This is a genomic window from Cellvibrio sp. ATLC23, from assembly GCF_057196725.1.
The window spans coordinates 138,205-154,650 of the sequence record NZ_JBXUOS010000011.1; the positions used below are offsets into that span (position 1 = coordinate 138,205).

Sequence of the window (16,446 nt, forward strand, 5' to 3'; positions counted from 1 at the left end):
TCCCGACCAGAGAAACCCGAGCTTATGAGTTATCCGACGTTTGAATTATTGCGCAGCCAAACCATCGATGCGTTGAAAATCCGTGTTGAAGAATATCGCCACAAGGTTACCGGTGCTCAGCATATCCATTTGGCGGCTAATAATGATGAAAACGTTTTTCTTGTCGCACTGCGCACTGTGCCGCACGACTCTACCGGTGTTGCACACATTCTGGAGCACACCGCACTCTGCGGCAGCCAAAAATATCCGGTTCGCGATCCCTTTTTTATGATGGTGCGCCGCTCACTCAACACCTTTATGAACGCCTTCACCAGCTCTGACTGGACTGCATACCCCTTCGCGAGCCAGAACCAAAAAGACTTTAATAATTTGCTCGATGTGTATTTGGATGCAGTATTTTTCTCGCGTTTGGATGAGTTGGATTTTGCACAGGAAGGCCATCGTGTTGAATTTGCCGAAACGGATAATCCGAATTCCGATTTGGTTTTTAAAGGTGTGGTATTTAATGAAATGAAAGGGGCGATGAGCTCAGTTTCATCGCAGGTATGGCATACACTGTGTAAATATCTTTATCCTACCACCACTTATCACTACAACAGCGGTGGCGAGCCGGAAGACATTCCCAATCTCACTTATCAACAGCTGCAAGATTTTTATCGCACGCACTACCACCCCAGCAATGCAATTTTTATGACCTACGGCAATATTCCTGCCGCAGTTCATCAGGAAAAATTTGAAGCGCAAGCCTTAAGTAAATTTGAAAAGTTAGATGAAGTCATCGCGGTTGGCGATGAAAAACGCTACCACGCGCCCATCGCGGTAGAAGAGGCTTACCCGCTCGATGAAAATGATGCGGATGATATAGAACATAAAAACCATGTGGTAGTTTCCTGGTTGTTGGGCAAAACCACCAATCTGGATGAATCACTTGAAACACAATTAATTTCCAATATTTTGCTCGACAACAGCGCCTCACCGTTACAACAAGCACTGGAAACCAGTGAGCTTGGCCAAGCGCCCTCACCGCTGTGCGGCTTGGATGATTCATCGCGCGAAATGGCGTTTGTGTGCGGCCTTGAAGGCTGCGCGTTGGAAGACGCGGCCAAAGTAGAAGCGATGATTTTGGATGTAATGCAAAAAGTCGTCACTGATGGCATACCGCAAGAACAAATAGAAGCGTCGTTGCACCAGTTGGAATTATCCCAACGCGAAGTTGGTGGCGATGGCTACCCCTATGGACTGCAATTAATTTTAACCGGCCTCACCTCTGCGACACATCGCGGCGACCCGATTGCGCTGCTGGATATGGATGCCGCCTTGGAAAATTTGCGCCGCAAAACGCAAAACCCGCAATTTATTCAGGAAACTGTGCGCAAATGGTTGCTCGATAATCCGCACCGCGTACGTTTGACCATGCGCCCGGATTTGCATATGAATGGCCGCATTCAAGCCGCAGAAACGGCGCGCCTTGCGCAGTTAAAGGCAAGCCTGAGCGATGCAGAAAAACAAACCATTATCGCCCGTGCGCACGCGCTACAAGCGCGACAAGTGCAGCAAGATGACGAGAGCATTTTGCCTAAAGTGGGCTTGGAAGATATCCCCGCCAATTTGCATTACATCGCCGGTAGTCACGAGCAGGTCAATGAGTTTCCGCTGCGCCGCTACAGCGCTGGCACCAACGGCTTGGTGTATCAACAGATCACCTGCAAATTGCCCGCACTCAGCGATGCGCAAATAAAATTATTGCCCTACTACAGTATTTGCCTCACCGAATTAGGTGCGGGTGATAAAAATTATTTGGCCACACAACGCTGGCAAGCTGAAGTGGTCGGCTCCATTCATGCCTTCAGTAGTATTCGCGGCGCCAGTGATGACATTCAAGCTATAGATGCCTACCTGACGCTCTCCGCTAAAGCCTTAAGCCGCAATAACGCAGCAATGAATGACTTAATGAAAGAAACCTTGCTACAGGTGCGTTTTGATGAACTGGATCGCATCCGCGAATTAATTGCACAAAACCGTGCGCGCCGCGAGCAAAGCATCACCGGTCACGGTCATAGTTTGGCGATGACCGCCGCCTGCGCCGGCATGAGCCCCGCGGCAAAACTATCGCATCAACTAGGTGGCCTTGAGGGAATCGCGGCGGTAAAAGCGCTCGACAATTCTCTCGATGACGAAAAAAATCTCTCCGATTTTGCTGCGCAATTAAACGCGATTCATCAATTGGTATTGCAAGCACCAAAACAATTTTTAATTGTCGGCGAGCAAGAACATTTGGATAACTATCGCAATGATTTACAAGCGCGCTGGCCACATGAAAATACCAGCAGCAATTTCAAGTCATTTGATCTCCCACCCGTCAGCGAAACGATTCGCGAAGCTTGGATCACCAATACCCAAGTGAATTTTTGCGCAAAGGCCTATCCCACTGTACCGAGTGAACATCCAGATGCGGCTGCACTAACCGTGCTCGGCGGATTCTTGCGCAATGGTTATTTGCATCGCGCTATTCGCGAGCAAGGTGGTGCCTATGGCGGCGGTGCAAGCCAAGATAGCAATAGCGCAGCTTTCCGCTTTTATTCCTATCGCGACCCGCGTTTGAGCGAAACCTTAAAAGATTTTGACGATGCACTGGTTTGGCTGCAGGAAACCAATCACCAATGGCAAGCAGTGGAAGAAGCCATTCTCGGTGTTATCGGCAGTATCGATAAACCCGGCTCACCGGCCGGTGAGGCAAAATCGACTTATCAAGCAGAATTATTTGGCCGCACCCGCGAAAAGCGCGAGCTGTTCCGCAATCGTGTCTTAAAGGTCACGGCTGCCGATCTTAAGCGTGTGGCCAATACCTATTTAATGCCAGAAAACGCCAGTATCGCGCTGGTGACCCATGCCGGTCACAAAGAGCTAGCAGAAAAAATGGGCCTCGCGCTTAAGAGCTGTTAGTCGCAGTGTGTTAACTAAGTGTGCCGGGGCGCATAGTTTTTCCCCGGCTACATAGTTTTCCCCACTAAAGTCATCTAGTATTGGGCAATAACGACACGACACCAACAATAAGCTGCATTGATGCCTGCCAACACTTATGACCATCAGCCCGCTGGAATATAGCGCCGCTTCCCACCCGGGATTACTGCGCGACAACAACGAAGACTGCTTTCTCAGCCGACCTGAGCATGGGCTTTGGCTGGTCGCCGATGGTATGGGTGGCCATGAAGCCGGTGAAGTAGCCAGCGCAATCGTACGCGATACCATTGAGCACGAAACCGCAGAAAACCCAAACCTCTCCTTACTCGACTCCATCCAACATGCTCACACCAGTATCCTACACTCAGCTGCACACGGCATTGGGGCTCCAGGTATGGGTTCTACGGTTGTCGCGCTTAAAAGCACGGAGGAGAAATATCAAGTAGCTTGGGTTGGCGATAGTCGCGCTTACTTGTGGACGCCCAGCCAGGATGGTGGTCGTTTGGAGCAATTAAGTACCGATCACTCTTATGTGCAAATGCTGGTAGAAACAGGGGTCATTCGCCCGGAGGATGCTGAGTTTCACCCGGAAAAAAACATCATTACCCAATGCTTGGGAATGCAAGAACTTACCCATGTGAAAGTCGATATGGTTGAACAACAGTGGCAAAAAGGTCAGTGGGTTTTACTGTGTAGCGATGGCCTAACGGATGAAGTTAGCGATAAGACTATCGCCCAAATTTTATACGAGTCGCCGGACTGTTTAGCGGCCGTAGATCAACTCTTGCACGCCGCACTTACCAGCGGCGGACGCGATAACATTACTCTGCAAATTATTGAATCACCACTGCGCAACAATTATTCACGCAAAGGTTTATGGCAATGGGTGCCCTATTTAACCGGCAAACCCAATCTCGATGCCTGGATTTTCGGTACAACACTAGTATCGCTCTTAGGCTTATTGATTTATGTGGCAAATTTTTAACAATGCCCTACTGCTGGACGATTTTTAATATGGACCCACAGCAGTAAAAACTCCCCCAGAACACTTTATACAGATACTGATTTTTTATGGCGCTGCAAATTCCCGGGTACCGGGTGATAAGAAAAATTAACCAAGGTGGAATGTCCACCGTTTACCTCGCGATCCAAATCAGCGTGGGGCGTGTTGTCGCGTTAAAAGTAATGAACCCGCAACTTAATAGCGACCCTGCATTCAGCGAACGTTTTCAACGCGAAGCCACTATCGTCGGGCAATTATCACATCCCAATATTGTGGCGATTTACGATATTGGTCGTCACGACGATTTAAACTACATCGCCATGGATTACCTGCCCAACGGTTCAGTGCACGACAAAATGAGCACCGGATTAAGTGGCGAAGAAGTGCTGCGCATCACCCGCGAAATTGCCAGCGCACTCGATCACGCACACGACAAAGGCTATATTCACCGCGATATTAAACCAGAAAATATTTTATTCCGTGCCGATAACTCTGCAGTGTTATCTGACTTTGGCGTTGCTCGCGGCCTTGCAGCAAATTCGCGCATGACCCACGTAGGTACAGTTGTGGGCACACCGCACTACATGAGCCCCGAGCAAACCAAGGGTAACAATGTTGATGGCCGCTCTGACCTTTATAGTTTGGGTATTGTCTTTTACGAAATGCTCACTGGTACGCTGCCCTACCAAGGCGATGAAGCGGTCACCATTGCGCTCAAGCACATCAGCGCTCCAATTCCAAAATTGCCGATTCAATACTTGGCATATCAAAAAATTCTAGAAAAATTATTAGCGAAAGATCCCGAACAGCGCTTTCAGCACGGGCGCGATCTCATTAGCGCCATTGAAAATCTGGAAAAAAATTATCGCGCGCCTAGTACCACAGCATCACACTCGGCAGATTTGACGGTGGTAAATTTAGCAAGAGCCTTGCTATCGGCAACATTCAATGCGGTGCGCTGGCGCTGGAATAAAATCCGCGCGCTGCGCTGGAATCCAAGCCGCGGGTTTTATGTACGCCCCTCAACCAAAATTACCGAAATATTTTTTAACGAGCAGCACACACCCGCTTTAACTGTGCGCGCAGAAATTGAAACCCAAATTCACCAAACTCTCAGCCCTAAAAACCTTGCGCTCACTAAACTGGGAATTGCCATCGTTACAGTATTGTTTGCTTGGTGCAGCTTCAGTATTTGGTATGCCAAAACGACAGCACCCACAGAAAACATATCCACCGCAGGAAAATTAGCACTCGTAACGGCTGATATTTTTATCGCGCTACCCAATACCACAACATCAAAACCCACAATTGCTAGCGCGACAGCAAGCAGTACACAAACCAGCAATGGTCTCTCATCCGATACTGCAGCACCTGTAACCGACAACAACACAACAATAACCGAAACAACACTGACAACTACCGAACTAGAAAGCCCGATTACAGCCGAGGGCACTACTGAGGATATCAGCAGCGAAAGTTCGTCCAGCAGTGCGCCACTTATAACTTACGCGCTCACAGTAAAAACCTTGCCAGAAGGCGCACGGGTGCGCATTTTAAATATCCCAGAGCGCTATCAGCCAGGGATTCAATTACCTGCTGGTCGCTACCACATTGAAGTCAGTCAAGCGGGTTACAACACCGAACGCAATTGGATTGAAATAGTTGATCAAAGCCTCTCGCCCAACTTTTCCTTAACAGAAGCCATAGCGCCCGGCGATGAAATCAGCAGTCAAGTAATTACCTCCATTAAAAGTAACGGCCCAGAAATGATCAGTATTCCCACTGGCAGTTTTTTTATGGGCAATAAAGATGACCCACTCGCTATGCCAGTGCACAAGGTGACAATCAACAAACCCTTTGCGATGAGCAAATATGAAATCACTTTTGCGGATTACGATATGTTTGCGCAAGCGACCAATCGCTCAGTGCCAAGCGATAATCGCTGGGGGCGAGGCAATCGCCCGGTAATTAATGTGAGTTTTGATGATGCACTCGCCTACACAAATTGGCTAAGCCAAACCACAGGCAAAAAATATCGCCTGCCCACTGAATCTGAGTGGGAGTATGTCGCACGCGCGGAAACCAATTCACTATTTTGGTGGGGTAATGATGTCAAAGACGCAAGTGGCCGCGCAAACTGCCGCCGCGGTTGCAACAGCAAATTTTCCGGTTTATTCGGCGCAAAAACAGCACCCGTAGGCAGCTATCCTGCGAATGGGTTTGGGGTTTACGACACAGCGGGAAATGTCGCTGAATGGGTAGCAGATTGTTTTGCAGACAACTACACACTGCACCCTAAAAATGGTCAAGCGATGCTCGTGAAAAATTGTACCACGCGTGTAGTACGTGGCGGCTCAGCAAAAGATAATGCCGAGCGCCTCGCCAGCCATATTCGCGATTATCACCGCACCGAAATTTTTGATGTGCACTTGGGCTTTCGTGTAGTGATGGAATTAAAATAATCCATCACTACATTTAACCTTATTAATTTTCACGCGCTAAAACCGCAACAAACATAGTGTCTGAATTTAACTCAGGCACACCCAAAACACGCTGTGACTGCAAAGAAAATTCTGGATGTTGCCGTAAAAACCATTCGATCTGTTGTTCATTTTCACTGACTTGCCAACTGCAGGTGGCGTATACCAAATGGCCACCTGCGCGCACGGCTGGCGCAGCATTGGTGAGCAGTTGTTGCTGTAACTGAATTAACTCCTGAGTGTCATTTGCATCAAAACGCCAGCGGGCGTCCGGGTTGCGGCGCCAGGTTCCAGCGGAGCTGCAGGGTGCATCAATCAATACCCAGTCAAACCCACGTTGCTGTGCAATTTCTTTTGGCAGGCGCAGTGGCTCTAAACCTGTCCAGGTAAATGCGCGCACGTTAAAAATATCGGCGCGTTTTACCCGGCGTTTTAATTCATCCAATTTGTATTCGTGCAAGTCAGTCGCAACAACCGCACCTTTGTTATTCATTTGCGCCGCAATCGCCAAAGTTTTTCCACCCGCACCGGCGCAGGCATCCCAGACTTTTTGACCGGGTTTTACGGCAACACTTAATGCAATTTGCTGGCTGGCGATATCCTGAATTTCTACCAAACCATTTTTATGTTCATCTGTACCATGCACGCCAGCGCCACCCTGCGCAAACAATTGGCCTTTGTCATCGCGCGCTGCTTTGACGCCCTGGCGCTGCAACGCATCTAGCACTTGCTCAGGGTCAGCATTTTTTTGTACCCGCAACCATAGCGGCGGCGTAGTCACTTGCTGCTCGATAAATTGCTGCAACAGTTGTTCGGACCATTCACTTTTACGCTGGCGGGCAATTAATAATTCTTGCCACTGCGGGCGCAAGCCATACCACAACAAAAAAACAGGCATACTTGCCATAGAGACGCTTTGGATAAATTGATCGAAAAACTCACGGCGAGCTTCTGAATCGCGCAGTTGCGCCTGATTCTTTTTAGGTTGGCTGCCGGTCACGCGCATTTGAATCCAGTACCACAAGGCGATAGGAGCAATGCCTTGCACATCGCGATGCTGCCATTCCAAATCCCACTGCAACCAATCGATAGGCTCAGCTTGATTGCGATAGGCAAACTCCAAAGCAGTAGCCAACTGCTGAAAACGCAAGGCGGAAAACATTGCCAAACTCAGCGCCGCTGTATCGGCAGCTTCAGCGCGGGCATAGGTCTCCGCTGTTTTTGCTGCTTTGAATTTGTTGTGTTTTTTAATCTCATCGTATTCCGGCATAGAAGTTGGCCCGGAATGCGCAAATTGGCGCACGCTGTTTTTCAGCCACTTATCCAAAGGAATACTGCCCGCCACCTCGCACCATGAGCGCCAGAGCGGCACTAAGCGAGAATCTTCATATTGCGCAGCAGTGAGGGTATTGGAGGGGGTTTGAACAGGAGATTGCATAGGAGGCGCCACTGTAGATAAGGTTCGAGAGAACCAAAAGTGACGCATTCTACCAGTGATGGGGGTTTCTTGGCAGCTTAACACTTGATTGGCATTACGCCCGATATAGCGACCTATAGCCAACGCCAATCCGACTGAGCACGCGAAAACGCAGAATATGACAATTAGGCGGTTGATAATTTTAGATTTTTTAACGCAGGTAATTTTTTGTTTAGTTGTTTGCACCAATAGGCTGTGAGGCATACAACTAAATAAATGAATTCACCGGAGACGCCACCCATGACTCAACTTAATCGCCGCGAGCTGATTAAAGCGCTAGCAGCGCTAGGCATCGCAACTAGTGCATCGCCCTTATTTGCTGCGCCTAAACGGCGTTTAGGCGTAGCACTTGTTGGCCTCGGCTATTACAGCCGCGATCTACTCGCACCGGCACTGCAACTCACGCAACATTGTCACCTCGCTGGCATAGTCACCGGCTCACCCGAAAAAATTCCTGTGTGGCAAAAACAATACGGATTGCAGGATTACAACATTTACAACTACGACAATATGCATAAGCTGGCAAACAATCCGGATATCGACGTGGTGTACGTCGTCACGCCCACTGGCACTCACAAAAAATTTACGGAAATTGCAGCTAATGCTGGCAAGCATGTCTGGTGTGAAAAGCCCATGGCGATGAATGCAAAAGAATGCCAAGCCATGATTGATGTGTGTAATAAAAACAAAGTTCAATTAACCATTGGTTATCGCATGCAGCACGAGCCCAACACTCAACGCATTATGCAATTCGCCAAAGCTAAACCTTACGGAAAAATCCAAACAATCACCGCCGAAGCAGGTTACAACAGCGGCGATGCAGGATACAGTTGGCGCGCCGATCCAAAACTCGGCGGCGGCGCCATGTACGATATGGGCGTCTATCCGCTCAATGCCGCACGCTATACCGCGGGTGAAGAACCTATTGCCGTCACTGCGCGAATGGAAAGCACACGCGAACTCTATAAAGATGTAGATGAAACCACCGAATTTGAATTGGAGTTCGCCAGCGGCGCGCACGCAAAATGTGCGACCAGTTATGCAAGGTCGATGAATTTACTGCGCGCCGATTGTGAAAACGGTTGGTACGAATTAAACCCCTTCCAATCCTATTCCGGCGTTCGGGGAAAAACCAGCGACGGCATCCGGCTTGCCCCATCGCCCGCCAATCAACAAGCGCAACAAATGGATAATGACGCTCTCGCGATTTTAAATAAATCACCCGTTATAGTTCCGGGTGAAGAAGGCATGAAAGATATTGTGATTCTGGAAGCGATTTTCAAAGCAGCAAAAGAAGGAAAGAGAATTACGCTGTAAAACTGCGTTTACGCAAATAGGGAGTCGTCATCCCCGCATGCGGGGATGACGATGGATAACTATCTATGAACTTCCACGGATTAAAACACACTCATCAAACGCAACTGAAACCAAATAATCACTGGAAACGCCGCTGGCCAAATCCAAAAAAAACGATTCAAACCAAACAGACAGGCATTCGCCAAATGAAATACCGCTGCAATGCCCAGTGCAGCAATTAATACTGTTTGATTCAGCAATGCGAAGGGAAATAACAATTCAAACACAATAACCGACCAAGACATGAATAACATCACCTGCGAGCGCCCTGCCCACAATCGCGCCGCCTCGCTCACCGGATAAGCACTGAGTGCAAAAACCTGCTGCAATGCATGGCCATTGCGCCATTCAGGATTAATAACTTTTACCCAGCCAGACTGAAAATACGAAAGCGTTAATTGAATCGCCAAATAACCTAACGCAATTTCCTGCCAATATCGCGAGGGAGCCAAATGGGACACCCATAAACACATGAGCACCAGCATCGTCATGGTATCGCTGCCGCCATTGTATGGTCCTTGGAAACGCCAAATTAGAATTACCGCTGTTACTAACAATGCAGATTCAACTAATAGAGGCTGAAATCCCAACATCAATACAATCGCCAAACCAGCACGAATAAGCCCGAGTGTTTTTTCCGGCGCCTGGCCGCGCATAAATTCCAAACTTTGTTGAAAAATCGCAAAACCCAATATAATTTCTGCCAAGCGAACAGCAAGTTCCAATGTCATTAATTGTCCCCTATAGCCTTCAACGAAAATGGTTTGGAAACAAAAACAATATCATCGCGCACCTGCCCTGCCTCAGACTCTAGCGCACGAATACGAAACACCAAATATTGAAACTCACCAACAACAGCTATCTCTTTATTGACAACAGCCGCGGCTAAACGCAAACCAATTTCCCGCTCACGAAACTCCGAATACCCTTCAAACAAATGCTCCGCGCAGGTATTGATATACAAACGTTCGTTCCACAAAGGATTATGAAATAACCGTTGCAGTCCAAGCTTGAAATTTATCTTTTTAGGGAATGAACGAAATGGCAACCACTCTTGTGGTTCAGAATTTTTATCAACAACAAAACCCACCTCAATACGCGGCGATGGGCCAATGCTGCTGAAAAAGCGCCAGGAGGGGAAAATAACGGGGAGTAAGTATTTAAACATTTTTTATTTCCGTAGAGGTTCAATTTATTGAACCCGAATATTCTCAACTAGAGACCAGATTACATAGTTAAAATCATTGGGCAAATAAATTGCGCCCCTACGAAACATATCATCGACAATCACATCACCTTTTTCTTCAACTTCTCAATCTCATCGCGCAACTTCGCCGCAACTTCAAATTCCAAATCTTTTGCGGCTTGGAACATTTGTTTTTCCATTAGCTCGATGGTTTTCCAAATATCTTTTGGATTTACATCCACCGTGTATTTACCGGAGCGCTCGGCAATCGCCATGGCTTTGTTGCGTGCGCTGCGGCCACCAGATCCTGGGGCAACTGAGCCTTCCATAATATCGGCGATGCTTTTGTTGATGCCTTTGGGGGTAATGCCATGTTTGAGATTGTGCGCGACTTGTTTCTCGCGGCGACGATCCGTCTCCCCTATCGCACGTTCCATAGAGCCGGTGATGCGGTCGGCGTAGAGAATCGCTTTACCATTGACGTTACGCGCAGCGCGGCCGATGGTTTGGATGAGTGAGCGATCCGAACGCAAGAAGCCCTCTTTATCCGCATCCAAAATCGCGACCAAGGATACTTCAGGAATATCCAAACCTTCACGCAGCAAGTTGATGCCAACAAGCACATCAAATTGCCCCAAACGTAAATCGCGAATAATTTCGATGCGCTCGACCGTATCAATATCTGAATGCAAATAGCGGATGCGGATACCGTGTTCGGCAAGGTATTCAGTAAGATCTTCCGCCATGCGTTTAGTGAGCACGGTAATTAAAACCCGCTCACCTTTTTCAACGCGCAAACGGATTTCAGAGAGCACATCATCCACTTGGGTAGTCGCGGGGCGAATTTCAATTTCAGGGTCGATCAATCCTGTTGGCCGCACAACTTGTTCTACCACTTGCCCTTGATTTTCGGCTTCGTATTTTCCGGGTGTTGCAGAAACCATTATCATTTGCGGGGCGATGCGTTCCCACTCGTCAAACCGCATGGGGCGATTATCCAATGCAGATGGCAAACGAAAACCGTATTCGACCAGTGTTTCTTTACGCGAGCGGTCGCCTTTGTACATAGCGCCGATTTGCGGGATCGTCACGTGGCTTTCGTCGATCACTAACAGCGCATCGGCGGGTAAGTAATCAAACAAAGTCGGTGGTGCATCACCGGAATTGCGACCCGACAAATAGCGCGAATAGTTTTCGATACCGTTGCAGTAACCCAGCTCCTGCATCATTTCCAGATCGTAGCGGGTGCGCTGCTCCAAGCGCTGCGCTTCAACCAATTTATTGTTTTCACGCAGATATTCCAAACGTGTGCGCAATTCTTCTTTGATATTTTCAATCGCATCCAAAATTTGCTCGCGCGGTGTTACGTAATGCGATTTTGGATACACGGTAAAACGCTGCACTTTTTGCAACACTTCGCCGGTGAGCGGATCAAAAATCGAAATCTGTTCTACTTCATCGTCGAACAATTCAATACGCACTGCTTCTATATCCGAATCGGCGGGGTAAATATCAATCACATCGCCACGCACACGATAAGTTGCGCGGGAAAATTCCATATCGTTGCGGGTGTATTGCAATTCAGCCAGGCGACGCAAAATGTGGCGCTGATCAATTTTGTCGCCGCGCACTATGTGCAGCAACATCTTCATATAGGCTTCCGGGTCGCCCAAACCGTAGATTGCGGATACAGATGCAATAATGATGGCGTCTTTTCGCTCTAACAACGCCTTGGTAGCCGACAAACGCATTTGCTCGATATGTTCGTTTACCGCAGAATCTTTTTCGATAAACGTATCAGACGAAGGTACATAGGCTTCCGGCTGATAGTAGTCGTAGTAGGAGACAAAATATTCCACCGCGTTATTGGGGAAAAACTCTTTGAACTCACCGTAGAGTTGCGCCGCCAGCGTTTTGTTGTGCGCCATAATCAGTGTGGGGCGCTGTAATTTTGCGATCACATTGGCGATGGTAAATGTCTTACCCGACCCGGTCACACCCAACAGGGTTTGATGCGCTAACCCCGCCTCTATGCCTTGCACAAGGCCAGCAATGGCGGTGGGCTGATCGCCTGCGGGTTCGAATCCACTATTTACAACAAATTGCTTGGACATAAAAACTCAGTAATGATTTAAAAAAGGGATTGTAACGAAAAGCAACCCAAACCAGCGACCTACTTACCAATGGATTGCCAAATACAATGGATAGTAGCTGCTATTACTCGCTAGACTTAAAGACCAAGCAGCCTAACCCCCACATCTGACAACCTGTGTCAGCAGCACTTTTGCTAACCCAAGGAGGTTTATATGAACGAGTTCCGCACCGAACACGACAGCATGGGCGAGGTACAAGTACCTAAAACGGCGCTCTACGGCGCTCAAACCCAGCGTGCGCTCGACAACTTCGCCATCAGTAGCCTTACCCTGCCGCCACGCTTTATTCACGCTGTAGTCCACATCAAGAAAGCCGCTGCGCTCACTAACCGAGAGCTGGGACTATTAGACGAAGATATCGCCTGGGCAATTTGTGCCGCTTGCGACAGCATAGCCGCAGGGCATTACGTCGATCAGTTCCCGGTAGATGTATTTCAAACCGGCTCGGGCACCAGCACCAATATGAATGTGAACGAGGTGATTGCCCATATCGCCAGCGATCTGGCCGGCCAAAAAGTACATGCCAACGACCACGTCAACATGAGCCAAAGCAGTAACGACACCATTCCCAGCGCCATCCATATCAGCGCCGCTCTCGCCCTTAAGCAACAATTATTTCCCGCACTGGAAGAATTGCACACCAGCTTACTCGGCAAAGCAGAAGCATTAAGCGATGTAGTTAAAACTGGCCGCACTCATTTAATGGATGCAATGCCTGTAACCTTCGGGCAAGAACTTAACGGTTGGGCGAGCCAAATTGAAAGTAATTACGTGCGCCTGCAAATGGCGTTACCGCAGTTATTGCGCCTAGCACAAGGCGGCACCGCGGTGGGCACTGGCATTAACGCGCATGAACAATTTGCCGAAAAATTTGCCGAGCATTTAAGTGAGGCTACCGGTTTAATGTTTGCACCGGGCGATAATTTTTTTGCATTGATGAGCGCACAGGATACTTCCGTTGCTATCTCCGGCCACTTAAAAACCCTCGCCGTCAGCTTAATGAAAATCGCCAATGATCTGCGCTGGATGAACTCCGGCCCACTCGCCGGTTTAGCGGAGATCAGTTTAAAACCGCTGCAACCCGGCTCATCGATTATGCCTGGCAAAGTCAATCCGGTGATTCCCGAAGCTGTGACCATGGTATGCGCACAAGTCATGGGGAACGATGTCAGTATCGGTATCGCTGGGCAGTCGGGTAATTTTCAATTGAATGTAATGCTGCCATTGATCGCTTACAACTTATTGCAATCGATTGAATTACTCAGCAATGCGAGCAATGAACTGGCCGATAAAACCATCGCCACCTTTACCGTTAATCACACCAACTTACAAAAATCACTCGTGCAAAACCCGATTCTCGTAACCGCATTGAATCCGATTATTGGCTACGAAAAGGCCGCTGCAATTGCGAAAAAGGCCTACAAAGAAGGCCGTGCGATTATTGATGTCGCGCAGGAAGAAACAGAATTAAGCCGCGCAGAGTTGGAACAATTGCTTAACCCGGAAAAGTTAACGCGCGGCGGATTGTAATGTCAGCATCAAGTGATTAGCAGCCGACTCATTTGCAGATACCGATTGTTACAATTTGTTGTGTTCTGTTAGGGCAGTATGGGCACAAAGAAGCCTGCGTTTAATGCCTGCATTCACGATCAGAGAAACTATGTATGAAGGACTTTACCTGCCTGAGCCGTCGGTTAACTTTAATTATGCTGAGCTGCAGTATCGGCGCCTGCGTGGTCACCCCGAAAAAAGCGGCCAGCTATGACGAAAAATGCATGGTATCTACGCAAAAAATTGTACTTACCACGGAGCAAATGCGAACGTTCGATAACGTAGACTGCCTGACCAAAAGCTGCAAGTCAGAGCTGACAGGAGCATTAGTCGTTGCGACGTTAACGGCTACCACAAGCGCAATTGTATCGGGATCAGTAGCATTAATAGGCAACACACTCTACTGGCTAGAGAGCCAAGGTGAATGCCCTAATAAAACGCATCAAGAAAAAAATTCACTTAAAATATTGCCAGAGGACACAGACGAAACTTACTTAATCAGAGAAGAAATAGTTACCGCTAAATTCTGACTTTGTTATTTACATCCCGATTCTCTGCAATCGGGCGCTCATCTATTACTGCCCTGCCCGATTTTGCCATGCGATCATAGAGCACCACATGTACAGTGGCGGCAAGATTCATGCAACCAATGGTAGGAATATAAACAACGTGCTGACAGTGATCCAACAGTTCCTTTTTGATCGAACCATCTTCCGGACCAAATATGTAATAGGCGTTATCCGGGTGAACAAAATCCATCAATGGCGTTGCGCCTTCGATTAATTCCACCGCCACTAGAGATGCGCCTTCCGGAATATCATCTAATAAATTTTCAACTTCAACCAAGGCAATTTTGCGGCTGGCATCTTTAGTATCCGCTGCAAATTTTTGCGCGCGAGCAAAACGTACTCCGCTGTAAAAAACTGTGTCCGCTTCGTAACAACCGGCAGCGCGCATAATCATGCCAACATTGACGGGGTTTTTAGGGTTAACCAAACCAATGTGGGAAGATTTTTTTTGCATAAACAAAAAGCCTGAAAGGACATTAGATGAGAGAAATTGGGCGCAGCAAGCAGCGCCCCTACATTTAAGAGAGGCGCTGTTTGAAATCAGCGTAGCCGAATTCACGAATAACATTTAGCTCATCGGTACGTGAATCCCAAATCGCAATGGCAGGCAAATTAATGCCGTTAAATGTGGTTGTTTTGACCATGGTGTAATGTGCCATATCATCAAACATCAAACGCTGACCAATTTGCAAAGGTTGCGTAAAAGAATAATCGCCAATCACATCGCCAGCCAAACAGGTCATGCCACCCAAACGATAGGTATGAGCAAATTCGTTCGGCATGCCTGCACCTAAAATATCAGCGCGGTACGGCATTTCTAATACATCGGGCATATGGCACGTGGCGGAAGTATCTAAAATCACCTGTGCCATAGTATTCCAAGTGATATCCAACACTTCGGCCACTAACACACCACTGCGAATGGCAAGCGCTTCGCCCGGCTCCAAATACACTTGCAATTGATGGCGCGCCATAAATGACTTAACCGTTTGGATTAATTCATCCACTTGATAATCTTCACGGCTGATATGGTGACCACCGCCAAAATTAATCCATTGAATACGCGAAAAATACTGGCCAAACTTTTTTTCTACTGCCGCCAGGGTACGCTGCAAAGGGGGCAAGTCTTGCTGGCAAAGTGTATGGAAATGCAAACCGGTAATGCCATCTAAAATATCAGGATCATTCACTAGCGCTTGCTCAAATTGTGCAATGGGCACACCCATGCGTGAACAAGGCGCACAGGGGTCGTACAAGGCCACCTCACCTTCGGAATGCTCTGGGTTGATACGAATACCAAAATGCAATTCAGGGCGAGTTTGTTGGGCCGCCAGCGCTAAGGATTTAAACCGCGACCACTGCGAAAAAGAATTAAACAAAACATGGTCGGCAATTTTTAAAATTTCAATTAAGTCTGCCTCTTTATAAGCCGCTGAATAACAATGCACTTCACCGCCAAATTCTTCCCGCCCTAAACGTGCCTCGTGCAATCCACTCGCACAGGTTCCCGACAAATACTGACGAAATAAAGGTGCGAGGCTCCAGCAGGAAAATGCTTTTAAAGCACCCAACACTTTTGCACCGCTTTCACGCTGCACGCGATTGAGGATGGTTAAATTATCTTCCAGCGCTGCTTTGTCGATTACAAAACAAGGGGATGGCACACAGGTAGGACTAAAGTGAGTGAAATATTCGCGTTTTTGCATAAAT

At 48.0% G+C, this 16,446-nt stretch carries 12 protein-coding genes; 6 read left to right on the forward strand and 6 right to left on the reverse strand.

Translation table 11 applies throughout. The annotated features are described in order from the left end of the window. Positions 1 to 24: 24 nt before the first annotated feature. From AC2CG4_RS16605 to AC2CG4_RS16615, 3 genes are all read left to right on the forward strand, one after another. Positions 25 to 2,943 (forward strand): insulinase family protein, encoded by a 2,919-nt coding sequence (locus tag AC2CG4_RS16605; protein ID WP_484487330.1) that lies wholly within the window; start codon positions 25 to 27, stop codon positions 2,941 to 2,943. Between the two features lie 136 nt (positions 2,944 to 3,079). Continuing rightward, on the forward strand, positions 3,080 to 3,946 hold the full coding sequence (locus AC2CG4_RS16610; RefSeq protein ID WP_484487331.1) for a PP2C family protein-serine/threonine phosphatase: 867 nt from the start codon (positions 3,080 to 3,082) through the stop codon (positions 3,944 to 3,946). Positions 3,947 to 4,086: 140 nt separating this feature from the next. Next, positions 4,087 to 6,426, forward strand: coding sequence for a bifunctional serine/threonine-protein kinase/formylglycine-generating enzyme family protein (locus AC2CG4_RS16615; RefSeq protein WP_484487332.1), 2,340 nt, complete (start codon positions 4,087 to 4,089; stop codon positions 6,424 to 6,426). A gap of 22 nt (positions 6,427 to 6,448) precedes the next feature. Here the strand turns inward: AC2CG4_RS16615 and AC2CG4_RS16620 are convergent, their stop codons facing one another. Then, a complete protein-coding gene (locus tag AC2CG4_RS16620; RefSeq protein WP_484487333.1) occupies positions 6,449 to 7,882 on the reverse strand; it encodes an RsmB/NOP family class I SAM-dependent RNA methyltransferase in 1,434 nt (477 codons plus the stop codon). Positions 7,883 to 8,161: 279 nt separating this feature from the next. Here AC2CG4_RS16620 and AC2CG4_RS16625 point away from each other — a divergent pair, with 279 nt between their 5' ends. Beyond that, complete coding sequence (locus AC2CG4_RS16625; RefSeq protein WP_484487334.1) at positions 8,162 to 9,238, forward strand: Gfo/Idh/MocA family protein; 1,077 nt, start codon at positions 8,162 to 8,164, stop codon at positions 9,236 to 9,238. A gap of 80 nt (positions 9,239 to 9,318) precedes the next feature. Here the strand turns inward: AC2CG4_RS16625 and AC2CG4_RS16630 are convergent, their stop codons facing one another. The 3 genes from AC2CG4_RS16630 to uvrB all read right to left on the reverse strand — a co-directional run bounded on the left by AC2CG4_RS16630 (position 9,319) and on the right by uvrB (position 12,577). Next, on the reverse strand, positions 9,319 to 10,008 hold the full coding sequence (locus AC2CG4_RS16630) for an HTTM domain-containing protein (RefSeq protein WP_484487335.1): 690 nt from the start codon (positions 10,006 to 10,008) through the stop codon (positions 9,319 to 9,321). After that, on the reverse strand, positions 10,008 to 10,445 hold the full coding sequence (locus tag AC2CG4_RS16635) for a hypothetical protein (protein WP_484487336.1): 438 nt from the start codon (positions 10,443 to 10,445) through the stop codon (positions 10,008 to 10,010). Before AC2CG4_RS16635 ends, AC2CG4_RS16630 begins: the two co-directional genes overlap by 1 nt. 119 nt (positions 10,446 to 10,564) lie before the next feature. After that, the gene (gene uvrB, locus AC2CG4_RS16640; protein ID WP_484487337.1) at positions 10,565 to 12,577 is read right to left on the reverse strand and encodes an excinuclease ABC subunit UvrB; all 2,013 of its coding nucleotides are present in this window, start codon (positions 12,575 to 12,577) and stop codon (positions 10,565 to 10,567) included. A 192-nt stretch (positions 12,578 to 12,769) separates the two neighbouring features. On the opposite strand from uvrB, the gene AC2CG4_RS16645 reads away from it, so the two are divergent. Both AC2CG4_RS16645 and AC2CG4_RS16650 read left to right on the forward strand, forming a co-directional pair. Next, positions 12,770 to 14,146 carry a class II fumarate hydratase gene (locus AC2CG4_RS16645; protein WP_484487338.1) on the forward strand — a complete coding sequence of 459 codons (1,377 nt, stop codon included), beginning with the start codon at positions 12,770 to 12,772 and terminating at the stop codon, positions 14,144 to 14,146. A 134-nt stretch (positions 14,147 to 14,280) separates the two neighbouring features. Further along, entirely contained in the window at positions 14,281 to 14,697 is a 417-nt protein-coding gene (locus tag AC2CG4_RS16650; RefSeq protein ID WP_484487339.1) for a hypothetical protein, read from the forward strand. Here AC2CG4_RS16650 and AC2CG4_RS16655 read toward each other — a convergent pair. Further along, on the reverse strand, positions 14,687 to 15,190 hold the full coding sequence (locus AC2CG4_RS16655; RefSeq protein ID WP_484487340.1) for an RNA methyltransferase: 504 nt from the start codon (positions 15,188 to 15,190) through the stop codon (positions 14,687 to 14,689). The two genes, AC2CG4_RS16650 and AC2CG4_RS16655, sit on opposite strands and share 11 nt — an antisense overlap. A gap of 64 nt (positions 15,191 to 15,254) precedes the next feature. After that, positions 15,255 to 16,442: a carboxynorspermidine decarboxylase gene (gene nspC, locus AC2CG4_RS16660; RefSeq protein WP_484487341.1), complete on the reverse strand. Its 1,188-nt coding sequence runs from the start codon at positions 16,440 to 16,442 to the stop codon at positions 15,255 to 15,257. Positions 16,443 to 16,446 lie beyond the last annotated feature (4 nt).